The sequence below is a fragment of the Prosthecobacter sp. genome, from assembly GCF_014879935.1.
Taxonomy (GTDB): Bacteria; Verrucomicrobiota; Verrucomicrobiia; order Verrucomicrobiales; family Verrucomicrobiaceae; genus Prosthecobacter.
Map to the genome: position 1 here is coordinate 18,628 of NZ_JACSRD010000075.1, position 14,801 is coordinate 33,428.

At 62.4% G+C, this 14,801-nt stretch carries 9 protein-coding genes; 4 read left to right on the forward strand and 5 right to left on the reverse strand.

Annotated features, from left to right (window positions below; translation table 11 throughout):
- Positions 1–4: 4 nt before the first annotated feature.
- The 3 genes from IAE77_RS03655 to IAE77_RS03665 form a co-directional block, all read right to left on the reverse strand.
- Positions 5–1,465: a hypothetical protein gene (locus IAE77_RS03655; protein WP_294221982.1), complete on the reverse strand. Its 1,461-nt coding sequence runs from the start codon at positions 1,463–1,465 to the stop codon at positions 5–7.
- Positions 1,462–2,169, reverse strand: a complete 708-nt coding sequence (locus IAE77_RS03660) for a hypothetical protein (RefSeq protein ID WP_294221985.1) — start codon at positions 2,167–2,169, stop codon at positions 1,462–1,464. Before IAE77_RS03660 ends, IAE77_RS03655 begins: the two co-directional genes overlap by 4 nt.
- A gap of 174 nt (positions 2,170–2,343) precedes the next feature.
- Entirely contained in the window at positions 2,344–2,970 is a 627-nt protein-coding gene (locus IAE77_RS03665) for a hypothetical protein (RefSeq protein WP_294221987.1), read from the reverse strand.
- A 289-nt stretch (positions 2,971–3,259) separates the two neighbouring features.
- Between IAE77_RS03665 and IAE77_RS03670 the strand changes: the two genes are divergently transcribed.
- From IAE77_RS03670 to IAE77_RS03680, 3 genes are all read left to right on the forward strand, one after another.
- Positions 3,260–3,802, forward strand: coding sequence for a hypothetical protein (locus tag IAE77_RS03670; protein WP_294221991.1), 543 nt, complete (start codon positions 3,260–3,262; stop codon positions 3,800–3,802).
- A 138-nt stretch (positions 3,803–3,940) separates the two neighbouring features.
- Positions 3,941–6,967, forward strand: a complete 3,027-nt coding sequence (locus tag IAE77_RS03675; RefSeq protein ID WP_294221994.1) for a PD-(D/E)XK nuclease family protein — start codon at positions 3,941–3,943, stop codon at positions 6,965–6,967.
- Positions 6,964–10,257, forward strand: a complete 3,294-nt coding sequence (locus tag IAE77_RS03680) for a UvrD-helicase domain-containing protein (protein ID WP_294221997.1) — start codon at positions 6,964–6,966, stop codon at positions 10,255–10,257. Before IAE77_RS03675 ends, IAE77_RS03680 begins: the two co-directional genes overlap by 4 nt.
- Before the next feature lie 3 nt (positions 10,258–10,260).
- Here IAE77_RS03680 and IAE77_RS03685 read toward each other — a convergent pair whose 3' ends face one another.
- Positions 10,261–11,556 (reverse strand): DUF1552 domain-containing protein, encoded by a 1,296-nt coding sequence (locus IAE77_RS03685; protein ID WP_294222001.1) that lies wholly within the window; start codon positions 11,554–11,556, stop codon positions 10,261–10,263.
- Positions 11,557–11,711: 155 nt separating this feature from the next.
- Here IAE77_RS03685 and tnpA point away from each other — a divergent pair, with 155 nt between their 5' ends.
- Positions 11,712–12,158 (forward strand): IS200/IS605 family transposase, encoded by a 447-nt coding sequence (tnpA, locus tag IAE77_RS03690; protein WP_294222003.1) that lies wholly within the window; start codon positions 11,712–11,714, stop codon positions 12,156–12,158.
- Between the two features lie 137 nt (positions 12,159–12,295).
- Here the strand turns inward: tnpA and IAE77_RS03695 are convergent, their stop codons facing one another.
- Positions 12,296–14,797 carry a DUF1592 domain-containing protein gene (locus IAE77_RS03695; RefSeq protein WP_294222006.1) on the reverse strand — a complete coding sequence of 834 codons (2,502 nt, stop codon included), beginning with the start codon at positions 14,795–14,797 and terminating at the stop codon, positions 12,296–12,298.
- Positions 14,798–14,801 lie beyond the last annotated feature (4 nt).

Sequence of the window (14,801 nt, forward strand, 5' to 3'; positions counted from 1 at the left end):
AAGCCTATGCCGCCTTCCAGCCGCCGACGAAGTATTCCTTCTCCATGTCGGCGTAGAAGGCTTCGATCTGCTCGCGGGAGTCGCTGACGCGGATTTCGCGCTGGAGCGGCTCTTTGCGCCCGGGGCTGAAGTCGGTGAGGTGGAGGACGTAGGCGGGGAATTCGCCGCGCAGAGCGGTTTCCTTGTTTGTCTTCCACAGCATGAGTTTGCGGACCATCTTTTTGCCTTTGAGCTCTTTCACGCGCACTTCGCGCTTGAGCACTTCGCTGGTTGGTAGGGCCAGATCAGCGGCGGTGGCGTCGAGTTGTGGGATTTCGACAAGTTCAGCAAGCTGGTCGATGCGGCAGTCGTGTGCGTTGGGCGTTTTGTCTTCACGACGACGCACAAACTGCGGGCTGATGGGGCTGCACAGCGGCAAGCGGCGTGTGACACGCCAGGTGGCGGCGGCGGAGTCCCAGTTCAGCACCATGCGGTCGATGCTGGCACCGCGAGTGGTCTGGGTGATGAAGTCGAGGCAGGAAATCTCGACGACCCACTCGGGTTTGACCATTTCGTAGGCCACGCGGTCGCTGTTCACCTCGGCGTATTCGCTGTGCGTGACGATGTCGCGCAGATCGCTCAAAAAGGCGCGGCGCTCGTCTTCGGAGAAGCCGCCGCCGACGCGGCCGAGCACCTGCCAGCTTCCATCGGCGCGGGCAATGCCGAGCAGCATGTCGTGAAGCATGCCGGCGCGGTCGTCGGTGCCTTCGGCGAAGCCGATCACGGCGCAGTCGATGGTGTGGCGCGGCTTCACTTTGAACCAGCCACCCTCATCGCTTCGTGCGACGACACCTTCGCCGCCTTCGGCATCGACCCACTTCTCAAAAGCCTCCAGCACGCCCTTCGCGCCGCTGGTGGCGATGGTTTCGACTGGTGCGACGCGTTCTCCGGCTTGGAAGAGCTCCTGGATCTTCTTCCACGTCGTGGCGAAGGCTCCGCCGATTTCCTCGCCATTGAGTTCGATCAAATCGAAGACCGCGAAGGCCAGTTGGGCGACCTCGGCGGCATTGGCGGGCTTGCGGGCAATGCGGGAGACATCGTGCACACGGGCGCGTTTGCCATCGCCGTGCCGCACGTGCAGTTCACCGGCGACGATGGCGTTTTTGATGCCTGCTTTTTTTAATAAGGCGGCGGCTTCATCGAGCAGCGGCAATCCCACGCGCACGGTGCCGCCGGGATTGACGAGCAGGGCATCGCTGCCGTCAAAGACGAGCACGTTGAACTCACCGTCGATCTTCTTGCTGACGAGGAAATCGCCCGCGGGGATCTTGTCCTTCGCGCCTTTGGAATCGAGCGCGATCATGCGGTTGCCGAGGCCGCGGCGGTAGGCCTGCACACGAGGAAGCAGCAGCGTGTCGGTGAGCGCCACGCCCGGAGCGGTGGCGTAGGTGCCGAGTTTGATTTCGAGGCGCGATTTGTCGATCATGGCGTGTTCGCAGGCTTTTTGAGTTCTTGATTCGAGAGATGGAGGATGAGCGCGTATTTCGCGCCATCGACGCGACCTTCGAGGAAGCCGCGGTAGGCGAGACCGCCGCGGCGGAAGGTGAGCGGCTCGCTGCCTTTGGCTCCGGCGCCGAGGAGCAGGAGGCTTTCGCTGGCGGCGAGCTCCTTGGCCATGCTGTGGAGGAAGTCGTAGGTGAGGCCGTTGACGTGCTGAATCTGCATTTTGCCGCTGAAAACGAAGCGCTTCATCGCATCGGCCTTCTTCATGAGCTTGCCGGTCCATTTCAGCGGGATCTCGGTGGCGACGTTTTGCTCGCTGACCTTCTGCGGGCGGCGCTCCTTCTCATTGCCCTCGGGATCGTGCACGATCTCCCAGTGCGAGATGTGATGCACGATGTTCTGCTCGGGATTCACATAGACGCGGGAGGTTTCGCTCAAAAAGCGGCCGAACTGCTCCACATCGACCTCAGGATCGCCGCTGATGAGCAAATCGGAGAGAGCATCCAATCCACCAGCCTTCGCGGCGAGCGTGGACTCGTCCTGCTGGATGGTGGCGCGGAGAATTTTGCGATTTTCGGCCTGAGTACCGTCCACATCGATCCAGCGATAGCCTGGCGGGCTGCTGACGCTTTGCGTGGAAACGACGGCGTCGCGACCGCGGTTGTCGGTGAGGTTGATTTGAGGCATCGGGATAGAAAAGAGGGCTGAAGTGTTAGCGGGAGCGGGAAATGACGAATGAGTAAGCCCGAATGACGAAATAAGGCCGAATCACGAATGCCGAAGGCTTCGCGTGGCGGCTTGTCATTGGGAATTCGTCATTCATTCGTCATTCGGATTTACTCATTCGTCATTTTTAAGCAGCTACATCATGCCGAAGTCGATCTCTTCAGCTTCAGCTTCTTCTTCAGCTCCAGCCTCGTCCGTGATCGTGGCTTGTTGCTCGAAGCTGATGAGTTGGATGTTGGTTTTTTTGCCGACGAGGAGCCAGGTGCTGCCGTCGTGGCCTTGCATGAGGAAGGCGGTGTCGGCGGTGAGACCACCGCGGTAGCTGAAGGGGAAGGTGTAGATCTTTCCAGCGGCGAGTTCGCTCAGGAGCGCGGGAGGAAAGGCCGCGCCATCGCCTTCGGGCGTGAGGAGGTAGGACATGCGGATGTTGTGATCGAGCACGTCCTCGGCGCTGGCGGTTTGCGTGAGGTCGACGGGCGCTTTGAAGGTGGAGATGACCGGCTCGATGGGCTGGCCTTCGAGGTTCACGGCCTTGAGATCGCCTTTGTCACGCCAGAGGCCGTTCGGCGAGAGATAGGCGAGCGCGACACCGCCGGAAGGCATGAGCGTGCGCCCATCCGAGGCAAGCGTGGCTAGGCGGCAGGGCCGCTGCTGCTCATCGAGCACCTCGGAGTCGATGTAGCCGTAAAGTTTCGAGCGGTCGATCTTGTCGAGGCCGCAAGCGACGGAGGTGCCTTGGAATTGAAGCTGAAGCGCGGGCATGGTGGCGCGGATTCTGGGCAGAAAGCCGCGCGCTGGCAAGAATGACGCAGGATCATTTTCTCAATGAGAGCCTTTGGCCGCGGCCTTTGACAGACGGGATGAACCGAAGCATGTTTCGCTCATTGAACACCCACTCTCCAACATCCAGCCAGACCAGCCGCCCAGTTCTCCGGAGCGGTTCCTCGGTTCGACAGAGCTTCTCCGAAGCGCGGCGCAGAGCCTTGCGCACGCAGGGGAAGGTGACGTTTCAAATGGTGCAGGCGAATCAGTTGACGATGAAATCCGTGCCTTGAGGCACTTCATCACAAAGGCCGCTTTGTGGATGCCTGATGAAGAAGTGAGGTCTTTGCTCTCTGAACGTCCGATGAGGGGAGGAAAAGAGCATCGGGTGGCTTATCTGCCAGATCACGATCTTGTGCTGAAAGTGGCCGATGCACGCAAGCTCGCCACCGAGTCGGTTTTCGACTACCTGAGCGATTTGGTGCTCTCCAATCACTACTTCGACGATGACATTCGTCTTGTAGGCGGCTGTGAGGAAGACGGACGCATTCTGATCATCACCACTCAGCCTTACATCAACGGCATTCATCCAGACTGGCCGGAACTTCGCGCCGGACTGGCCCTGCATCATCTCCGCGATCCCGCTCCGAGATCACTCGGAGGCAATTTTATCTTCGATGATGAGGTGCTCGGCGAGGTGGATGTGTTCGATCTGCATCCCAACAACGTGATTCAAGATGCGACCGGGTGGCTGAACCCCATCGACGCCCACTTTTACTTTCACGACCGCCAGTCGCGACTCGTTGCAATGAACAAGCTGGGATTGATTTGAGGCTGCACGCTGGCTGGAATGCCGAATTCGCCCTTCGACATTCATTCGTCATTCGCCATTGATGCGCTTCGCTTCTCTCCGGGCTGCCTGCGGCAGTCTGTCTCGCTACGCTCGGCTCAAAATTCATCATTCCTCTTCATGGCCCGCCGGTCGAAAAACAGCCTCAGCGACGATCAGCCCGATCTTTTTGATCTGGCGGCCGTTCCTGTGCCAAAATTGGAAAAGGCCGCATCACGGCCTGCGCTGAGCCTGGAGGCCGAACCGGAGCTTCGGCGGCATTTTCTGGGCTGGGATCGCTCGCTGGTGCGTGCGGCGGCGGAGCACATCGCGGCGGGGTGGGCCGGCACTGGAGCGCTCGATTTGAGCGGGATGCTCATCATCGTGCCGACGCGAAACGCGGGCCGCAGGCTGCGGGAGGCGCTGGCGATGCATGCGGCGGAAAAAAATGCCGCAGTGCTGCCGCCGCGCGTGGTGACGCCGGATTTTCTCACGTCGCCGGAACGCATCGCGGAGGTGCAGGCGGCGGATCGCGTGCAAACGCTGCTCATCTGGGCCGCGGAGATGATGCGGCTGGACTTCGCGGCGCATCGTCATCTGTTTCCCATCGATCCGGTGGAGCGTGGCTTCACCTGGGCGCTGAAAACGGCGGGCGATCTGCTCGAACTGCGCGAAACGCTGAATGAAAAGGGCCTCTCCATCGCGGATGTGGCGCGTGAGTTTGCCGATTCGGATCGCGAGCCGGACCGCTGGGCCGATCTGGCGAAAATCGAGCGCCAATGCGTGCGCGTGACCGAGCAATCAGGCCTCGCCGACTGGCAGGCGACGCGGCGTCGTGCCGCACGGCAGGGAGCGCCGCCGCCGGACATCTCACGCGTCGTGATGGCCGGTGTGCTCGATCCCTCCGCTCTGGCAATCGAGGCTCTAAAACGCTGGTCAGGCACGCTGCCCGTCGAGATTCTCATCCACGCACCGCAGCGCTCGCATGCGGACTTTTTCGATGCGTTTGGCCGTCCGGTCGTCGAGGCATGGCTCACGCAGACCATCGATATTCCTTCGCCGGAGGCCACGATCCATGTCGCTGGCACACCCGCGGAGCAGGCGGAGGCCGCGGTGGAGCTGCTCGCCGCGCATGATGATCCCGGCAGCATCGCCGCGCTCGGCGTGGCGGATGCGGACATCACCGCGCCGCTGGAAAAAACACTCGCCGCACGCGGCATCGACGCTTTTGACCCTGCGGGACGCCGCATGAGCACGCACGGCGTTTTTTACCTGCTGCGCGTGCTCTCGCAGCTCGCGGCGACGCGTTCGTTCCGCGCCGTGATGGAACTCGTGCGCTATCCTGATGTGACGGACACGATCCAGCGCATCGTCACCGGTCCAAAGCCCTCGCTGAAAGCGCTGCTCGATGATTTCGACACGCTCGCCATCGAATCGCTGCCGGACACGCTCGATGATGCGCTCGAACTCGCCCCGCGTGTCTTCAGCAGTGAAAAACGCCGTGTCAGCGCCGTGCCCGCTGCGCTCGCGTGGATGAATGACGTGCTCGAGTCGCTCTCCGGCACAAGTTTTGCCATCGGGCTCACCACCTTTCTCGCGACGGTGTTTGAGGAGCGCGAGTTCCGCGCGAATCGGCCGCAGGATGCGGTCTTCGCGGAGATCGCCAAACAGATCACCGAGGTGCTCGACACACTCGAAGGCCCCGCAGTGGCACGTTTTCCCGCGCCGCTCGATGCGGCGAACAAACTCGAACTGCTGCTGCTCGTGCTCAACGAACAGGTCTTTTATCCCGACCGCAAAGCGCGCGACATTGACCTGCAAGGCTGGCTCGAGCTGCTGTGGGAGGATGCGCCGCATCTCGTCATCACCGGCATGAATGACGGCAAAGCGCCCGAGGCCATTCTCGGCCATGCCTTCCTACCCGACAGCGCCCGCCGCGCACTCGGCCTGCGGCACAACGACACGCGTTTCGCACGAGATGCGTCCCTGATGACCGCGCTCATCGAAAGCCGCCGCGGCGGTGGGCGCGTCGATTTCATCTTTGGCCGCACCGGCACCGCGGAGGAGCCGCTGCGGCCTTCGCGACTACTTTTCCAGTGTCCGGACGCGGAGCTGCCCGCACGCACGCTGCACTTCTTCAAAAAGCCACCACGTCATGTCGATCCGATGCCGTGGCAGCTCGCGTGGCGTCTGCGCCCGGAGCCGCTGCCGGATGACGCGACCATTTTTCACAAGCTCAGCGTCACGCAGTTCCGCGCGTATTTGATGTGCCCGTTCCGCTTTTACCTGCGGCACGGCCTGCGCATGGAGGAGATCGACACCAACTGCGGCGAGATGGATCACATGGAGTTCGGCAGCCTCATGCACGCGGTACTGGAGGAGTTTGCGAACGAACCGGATGCCAGCGCCGCCACCGATCCGCATGTCATCCGCGCCGCCTTCCACGCCATCCTCGATCGCAAGTTGCACAGCCTCTACGGCCCGCGTCTCACCGTGCCGGTGACCATCCAGCGCGAATCTGCGCGGCAACGTCTCGGCTGGTGGGCCGAGTTTGAGGCTCAAGAACGGCGCAAAGGCTGGCGCATCGAGGCCGCGGAGACGCGCATCAGCCCGGACGGTGATCCGTGGACCTTCGCCGGCATGACCATCAGCGGCATCGTGGACCGCGTGGAGCGTCATGCGCAGTTCGGCGTGCGCTTGATCGACTTCAAAACATCGTCGCCCTACGATTCGCTGCGTCGCGCCCGCCGCACCGTCGAGGAATACCACATCGCGAAACTCAAACGCAGCGAAGATCCCGCCACACTGCCCGCCTGGCTGCTCACGCATCGCAGCAACGGCGACGCCGCCCGCTGGACCGATCTGCAATTGCCGCTCTACCGCCTCGCGATGGAGCGCCGCTTCCCCGGCGTGCCCATCACCACCGCGCACGTCACGCTCGGCAAAACGAAGGCCGACATCGGCCTCGATCCCTGGCCGGAACTCGAAGGCCGCCTCCTCGAAAGCGCCCGCGCCTGCGCCGAAGGCGTCATCGCCGCGATCCGCGAACGCGTCTTCTGGCCTCCCGCCGCAAAGCTGCCCTTTGGCGATGACTTCGGCCATCTCTTCTTCGGCGAGCCGCTGGAGGCCATCGATGCGAGCCTGCTCACACGAAAGGAGGCCGCATGACGATCCCGAACGAAATGATCCTCGCCTCTGCGGGCTCGGGAAAGACGTGGCAACTCACGAACCGCTTCATCGCGCTCATGGGGCAGCAGTTGCTCGCGGGCAAGGAGATCACGCCGGAGCGCATCGTGGCCGTCACCTTCACGCGGAAGGCCGCGGGCGAGTTCTTTGACTCCATTCTCGTCAAACTCGCCAAAGCAGCCTCCAGCGCGGATTTCGCCGCGAAGCTCGCAGGCGATGAAACCATCGATCCCGAGGCCAAGGACGACCCGTTGCGGCCCATCCTCGGCGGCATGAGCAGCCTGGATCACCGCCAGTTGCTGCGCGTCTTCATCTCGCGCATGCCGCAGCTGTTTCTCGGCACGCTCGACAGCTTCTTCTCGTCGATTTTGCGCAGCTTTCCGGCGGAGTTTGGCCTCGCCGGCGATTTCGAGATCCTGAGCGAGCATCTCGGCTCCGTGGAGCGCGAGCGCGTCTATCGCCAGGTCTTTCAGCGCTCGCTGCCCGGCCTCAAATCACGCGGGGAGACGCTCGCGGCACAGCAGGAGTTCCTGGAGGCATTTCGACGTGCCACCTTTGGCAAAGAGGAGTCCAGCATCCGTGCCGTGCTCGATCAATTCGTCGAGAATCAGCACGAAATCCTGCTCCACGCCGCGCGTGAGGAGCTGTGGGGCAATCCACACGCCATCTGGCCGAAAGGCAGTCGCTGGCTCGGCGCGGACATCGATTTGAAGGCGGAGTTCGAACGCTTGTTCGAGGTTTTCAGCGTCGAAGGCATCAGGGATGAGCAGTGGGAGTTTTGGGAGCAGTTTCGCGATCAAGCGCTCGAGCATGTGCCCGGCAATCCGCTGCCGAAGCGCGTGAAATTCTTCCTCGATAAGCTGCTGCCCGTCTGGAGCCAGGTCGAGGCCGAGGAGTGCGAAATCATGGTGAACCGCCAGAAGCAGCAGCTCGGCGCCGAAGCCTGCGAGGTGCTCATTCCCATCGTCACGCACCTCGTCGGCGCGGAACTGCGCGTGCGGCTGGAGCGCACGCACGGCGTGTGGGAGGTGCTCAGCCTCTATGAAGAAGCGTGGTCGCGCCAGGTGCGCCGTCGCGGACGGCTCACCTTTCAGGACATGGAGCTCATCCTCGCAGGTCATGAATTCGCCGCCGACATGCCGCGCCCGCTGCTCACGCAGGCCCTCGATGACGACACAAAGCTGCGCATCGACTACCGGCTCGACGCCCGCTACGACCACTGGCTGCTCGATGAGTTTCAGGATACGAACTACGTCCAGTGGTCCGTCATCGAGAACCTCATCGACGAAGCGGTGCAGGACAACAGCGACGAGCGCACGCTCTTCCAGGTCGGCGATGTCAAACAAGCCATCTACGCCTGGCGCGGCGGTGACACGCGGCTGTTTCACGACATCTACTCCAAATACAACGCCGGCACCGAGAACCGCATCCACGCACGTCCGCTGAATGTCTCCTGGCGCAGCGGCCATGACGTCATCGACATGGTGAACCGCGTCTTCGGCAGCGAGTCCGCGCTTGTCGCGCTCGAGATCGGCAAAGAGGCACGCCAACGCTGGCAGTGGCGGCCGCACACCGTCGCACGCATCCACGATGCGCTGCCCGGTCACTCGATGCTGCTCCATCCGCAGCCCTCCGATGGCGACAAAGTCAGCGAGGACGACCGCTTTGCGCTCACCGTCGGCCTTTTGGAGGAAATCCAGCCCGTGGCCCGCGGCCTGAGCTGCGCGATCCTCGTGCAGGACAACAAAACCGGCCGCGCGCTCGTCGATCACATCCGCTCGCACTCGCCGAGCCGCATTCCTGTCATGTGCGAGTCGGAAGTCAGCATCGCCACGGACAATGCGCTCACGCTCGCGCTGCTCAGCCTGCTCAAAGTGGCCGCGCATCCCGGCGACACGCTCGCGTGGGAGCACCTGCGCATGACGCCCTTCCGCGCCTTGCTCGAAAACCACTCGCCCGGCCGACTCGCCGATGAAGTGCTGCGCCATCTCTTCGAGCACGGCTTTGAAAGCGTGCTGCGTGACTGGCTCGACAAGCTCGCCACCGCCCGCGTGCCGCTCGATGCCTTCAGCCAGCGCCGCGCGGAGGACTTCGCACTCGCCGCAAGGCTCTTTGACGAAGGCGGCAGCCGCGATGTCGATGAATTCCTCGCCTACGCCGCCGGCTACACCGTGCGCGAGCCGGACACTCGCAACGCCGTGCAGGTCATGACGATTCACAAATCGAAGGGCCTCACCTTCGACTGCGTCATCCTTCCTGATGTGCAGGGCGGCAAGCTCACCGAAGTGCGCCGCGGCATCGGCGTAAAACGCGACCGCAAACGGCATGTCGAGTGGGTTTTCGACCTCCCGCCCTCCGAAATCGTGAAGGCCGATCCCGTGCTCGCCCGCTACCGCGAGGAACGTGAGGCCGAGGCCGCCTACGAGGAGCTGTGCAAATTCTACGTCGCCCTCACCCGCGCCAAACACGCGAACTACATCATCGCCGAGCCGCGCTCCGAAAGTTCCACCTCGAACAACTTCGTGAAGCTGCTGGAGCTCACCCTGGCCGGTGGACGCCAAAAACCTGCCGTGCGCTTCGGCGGCGTGAGCGCCGAAATCGTTTACGAATCCAAAACCAGCTCCACCGACCGCCGCTGGTTCGAACACGTCGTCCGCGAAAATCCGCCAGAGCAGCCCACCACGCAAATCGCGCCCGAAATCACCTCCGCCGCCCGCCAACGCCCTGTTCGCCGCACGCCGAGCGGCAGCGAAACGAGCGTGGTGACCGCCAAACAGCTCTTCTCACGCGGCGGCCGTTTTGCGCGGGCTTACGGCACGTTGGTGCATGCACTGTTTGAGCAGATCGAATGGCTCGACGAGGCCAATGACGCCCTAAAATGGGCCGCCGTGCCCTGCGGCGACGAAAACGCCCGCGTGCGTGCCGAAGACGAAGTGCGCCGCAGCCTTCAATCGCCCGACATTCGCGCCATTTTGAGCCGTCCCTCGCCCGAAGCCGTCTGCTGGCGCGAAAAGCGCTTCGAGATCCTCCTCAACGGCGAATGGCTCAGCGGCACTTTTGACCGCGTCATGCTCGAAACCGACCGTGCGACCATTTTGGACTTCAAAACGGACAAAACAGACACCGATGAGGCGCTAGAGGCTCGTGTGGAGGGTTATCGTCCGCAGCTTGAGACGTATCGCGAGGTGCTGGCACGCATGACGGGGCTGCGACACGATCAGATCACGTGCCGGTTGCTGTTCACGCACCGACAGATGGTGGTGGAATTGTGAGGCTCAAATCCCGCTTAGCGTGCCGGTGCTCGATCCAAACGCATCGGTCTCTGCGCCCATGTGCTGCAGCATGGAGACGAAGAGATTGCACAGCGGCTTGTTGTTGTCGGTCTTGAAAGCGTGATGCTGGCCGTGGTTGAACCCGCCGCCAGCGAGGATGATGGGGAGGTTCGTGTTGTCGTGCTTGTTGGCGTCTCCCATGTTGCTGCCGAAGAGCACCATCGTGCGGTCGAGCAGTCGGGAGTCGTCTTCACGCTTTGCGGCAAGGTTCTGGATGAGTTTGCGCAGCAACACCATCTGCTGGCGGTCGGCGTCTTCGAGCTGTTTCACCTTTTCCGGTGCCTGACCGTGATGACTGAGGCCGTGATAGCCTTCCGTGGTGTTTTCGCCGTCGTGAATCTTGAACGCGGGCGTGGCAAAAGCATCGACCATCAGCGTGATGATGCGCGTGGAGTCCGATTCGAATGCCAGTTGCGACATGGCGAGCATGAGATCGAGCTTTTCAAAGATGAGCTTCTTGTCCTGAATGTCAGCAGGCTCGGGCAACGTCGTCGCGGGTTTGGGTTTCAGTTCCCACTCACGGGCGGTGAGCAGGCGTTCCTCAATCTCGCGCGCGGAGGTGAGGTATTGGTCGAGGCGCGAGCGGTCATCGCTGCCGAGGCCGCGGCTGAGCTTCTTCGTGTGCTCCATGAGCGTGTCGAGAATGCTGCCGCGTTCGTCGAGGCGGTTGAGCTGCTTCTTCACCGCCTCGGGATCGCCCTGCACAAACATGCGGCGGAACAAGGCGGGTGCGCTGTCCTCGGCGGGCAGCAGCACGCCGTCGCGCGTCCAAGAGAGGCTGCGGTTCGCCTTGTCGATGTTCACGCCGAGGTTCAGCGTCGGAAACCGTGTGAGCTGGCCGAGCTTTTCCACCGCAAACTGATCGAGCGAGATCTGATTGCGAAACCCGCTCTTCGTCGGCCCGCGTGCGGCGGTGAGGAAGCAGTTCTCCGCGCTGTGCCCGCCATTCACATCCGGATGCGACATGCCGCTGAAGAGGCTGAACTCGCTGCGCACCTCCGCGAGCGGTGCAAGCGTCTGCGTGAGTTCGTAATCCTTCCCGGCGGTCGTCGGAAAAAACGGTTTGGGCAGGAAGCCAAGGTTGTTCGAGATGATCAGCATCCGGCGCGGTGCCTTCACCTGCACGGCCCGGCCAAACACCGGCGTCATGCATTCGAGCAACGGCAGCCCCAGCGTGACGCCCGCGCTTTGCAGAAAGCGGCGACGCGAGAAGGTCTTGGCGATGTGAGGGGCATTCATAGTGAAATCAGTTTTGGATGCCAAGCGGGCGGAAACGGCAGGCCGGATGCCGAAGGCATCCAAGCGATTAGCCGGTGGTTGAGCGAAGCGATACCACCGGATACGATGCGCCGACACGCCGCATCCCGGAGGGATGCCAGCAAACCCGCATCGCCATGGCATCGACGTTTCTTGCTCTGCACTACCACATCGTTTTCTCCACCAAGGACCGGGCACCGCTCATCGACGTCGCCTGGCGTGACCGGTTGCACGAATACCTCGGCGGCACCGTGGCGGGGTTGGGTGGCTTCGCGCAAGGTGTCGGCGGTGTGGCCGATCATGTGCATTTGCTGGTGGGACTGAAGGCCACGCATTGTCTGGCGGACTTCATGCGGGAGTTGAAGAAGGCATCCTCCGTCTGGGTGCATGAAGAGATCAAGCTGCGTGAGTTTGCGTGGCAGGAAGGCTATGGGGCATTCACCGTGAGTCCGACGGCGAGAGCCCAGGTGCAGAAATACATCGCAAACCAAGCCGAGCATCATCGCGTGAAGTCGTTCCGCGAGGAGCTGGTTGAGTTTTTGAAGTCGGCGGGCGTGAAATACGAAGATCGTTATTTGGACTGAGGCGTGGCGTGGCTGGTATCCCTCCGGGATGCGGCCTTGTGAAACGGGAAATGGATCGTTGCGGACCGGTGGTGTCGCTGCGCTCGACCACCGGCTAATGGCTGGGATGCCTTCGGCATCGGATGGGAGTTTGCGGATCATTTTTCGGTCCCTCCCAGAAAAATCCGGCTCTGCACCAGCCCCAGCATCAAATCGCGCACGCGATACCCGTCTTTCTCGCACGCATCGGGCATCGACTCGATCTCGCGGCGATCGGAGTAGCGAACGGGGGTGCCGGTGGCGTAAACGGTGAACTGGTGCAGCAGGTTCCGCGCGAGCTGGCGAGAGTTCGCAGCGAGGATGGCTTTGAGGTCGTTCACGTTCTTGAACTCGCGGCCGTCGATGAGTTTGCCGCTCGGATCGACCGATGCCGACAGCGTGTAGGTGAAGTCGTGGCCGGCGCGGTCGATGCCGGTGATGCGTTCGCCTTCTTCGACGCCGCGATAGCGCGTGCGCCAGCCGCCGAGGATGTCGAAGTTTTCCAAGGCGAGGCCGACGGGGTCAAACTTCGCGTGGCATCCGGCGCAGGTCTTGGACTTCGTGTGGAGCGCGAGCAGATCGCGGATGGTTTTGGCGCCGCGGATGTCCGGTTCGACGGCGGGCACGCTGGGCGGCGGAGCTGGTGGCGGTTGGCCGATGAGGCGCTCCATCACCCACGCGCCCCGCACGACCGGCGAGGTGTTCGTGCCATTCGCGCTGACCTTCAAAACCGCCGCCTGGGTGAGCAGACCGCCAAAGGGACTGTCGGCGGGCAGTGAGACCTTGCGCAGCGCCGAGCCGACCAGCGGCGGCAGATTGTAGTGCTTGGCGAGCCGATCGTTCGCATAGACGAAGTCCGCCTTCACCAGCACGCTGGCGGGCAGATTGTCGCGAATCATCGCGGTGAAGAAGGTGCGCGTCTCGCGCTCCATGCTTTCCACGAGGTACTCGTCGAAGCGATATTCAGGAAACAAGCGGATGTCGGGATCGTCACGGCGGACGTGACGCAGGCTGAGCCAGTAGTCGGTGAAACTCTTCACGAAGCGGTCGAAGCCATCGCTCGCAATCAAACGCGTGGTTTCTTCGCGCAGCGTCTTCCCATCACGCAGTTGTTTCTTCGCCGCGAGATCGAGCAGGCGTGCATCGGGCCGCGAGTTCGTGAGGAAATGCGACAGGCGCGAAGCGATGGCGAAATGATCGTCGGCAGATTCCGGCTCGCGCAGATAGATGAAATCGCCGGAGGCGAGGAAGGCCTTGTAACCGGCCAGCATCGCCTCGCTGAAGGGCGTGCCCTTGTCCAGTCGCTGCCGGATGAGTGCGTCGAACATCTGCAGATCGTCCTCCGACACCGGTTCACGCGCCGCGAGCTTCACAAAGCGGCGCAGCAGGCGTTTCGCGTCTTCCTGTGCGTGCGTCGGCTTCATCTCGATGCCGAGATCGTCAAACAGCACGCGATGCGACGGCGGTGGCCAGCTTGAAGGTGGAATGGGGCCTTCAACTTCGAGCCACTGCACCGCGATGCCCGGCTGTCCGCCTTCCGGAAACGGCGGATAGCGATAGGTCGGCGCGGAGCCGTTGGGATTCATCGCCAGCGGCATCGGCAGACCGAGCAGGCTGTATTCGAAGGACTCGCCCTCGCGCAGCAGAACCGTGGTTTCATACACCTGCATTTCCGGCTGGATGTCGATGACACCGCCGCTGGCACGCACCTCATTGATGATGTCCACACCGGCGGGTTTGCGGGTGCGGAAGGTCATCGGCACCGGTTGCTTGGCGGGAAGCAAGGTGAAGCCCGGCTGCTGCAGCACGGCCCGCGCGGAGAAACGCACCCGGTAATGCCCGGCGTGCTTCGCCACGATGCCTCTCGGCGTGCCCAAGTAGGGCCAGCTTGCCGAACGAAACAGCGCCAGTTCGAGTCTCTCGTCCGTTTCGGCCTCTTTTGCTTTGTCCCGGCTCAGTTCGATGAACTTGCTGTCCTTGGCAAAGAACATCGCCTCGCGATTGCCGAAAGTGCTGGTGCCGGGAAACAGATCCGTGCCGACCACGCGGCGTTTCATCACTGGCGGCGGTGTGGGCTCCGTGACCATCGCCGCACGCAGGGCTGCTTCCGCCGCGTCCAGATAAGCGGCGAGCTGCACGCGCGACATGTCGAGCATGTCACTCGTCTTGTTGAAGAGATGTCCCTCGCGGTCCTCGGGCAAAATATCGCGGATGTCGAGGTCTGGCAGTTGCAGCACATCGCGCAGGTTCTGCTCGTATTCGTCGCGATTCAGCCGGCGCAGCGGCCCGCGTCCCTGCGCGAGGATTTCGGCGCGATCGGCGTCAAAGATCGCCGAGTCGAGGGCCTTCAGCAGCTCCACACGCTGAGCCTTCGGCAGATCCTCGTCCTTCGGTGGCATCTCACCTCTCTCGACGCGATCGTAAATGCGGACCCAGCGTTCGCGATTGGAGCGATCCTTGGGGTCAAAGGTCAGCGCGGTGAGATCGAGGCTGCCTTTGGAGGTTTCCTTGTCATGACATTCGATGCAGCTCTGCTCGATTTGCGCAGGCACTGTGGACAGAGCCGTCGCAGTGATCGGGCAAGCGCACAGGATGAAGACTCTGATCACGAGGCGGCGCATGGAT

Coding starts and splice junctions, on each gene's coding strand:
- IAE77_RS03655 (WP_294221982.1), bottom strand. CDS start 1,465: ATGATCGACAAATCGCGCCTCGAAATCAAACTCGGCACCTACGCCACC.
- IAE77_RS03660 (WP_294221985.1), bottom strand. CDS start 2,169: ATGCCTCAAATCAACCTCACCGACAACCGCGGTCGCGACGCCGTCGTT.
- IAE77_RS03665 (WP_294221987.1), bottom strand. CDS start 2,970: ATGCCCGCGCTTCAGCTTCAATTCCAAGGCACCTCCGTCGCTTGCGGC.
- IAE77_RS03675 (WP_294221994.1), top strand. CDS start 3,941: ATGGCCCGCCGGTCGAAAAACAGCCTCAGCGACGATCAGCCCGATCTT.
- IAE77_RS03680 (WP_294221997.1), top strand. CDS start 6,964: ATGACGATCCCGAACGAAATGATCCTCGCCTCTGCGGGCTCGGGAAAG.
- IAE77_RS03685 (WP_294222001.1), bottom strand. CDS start 11,556: ATGAATGCCCCTCACATCGCCAAGACCTTCTCGCGTCGCCGCTTTCTG.
- tnpA (WP_294222003.1), top strand. CDS start 11,712: ATGGCATCGACGTTTCTTGCTCTGCACTACCACATCGTTTTCTCCACC.
- IAE77_RS03695 (WP_294222006.1), bottom strand. CDS start 14,797: ATGCGCCGCCTCGTGATCAGAGTCTTCATCCTGTGCGCTTGCCCGATC.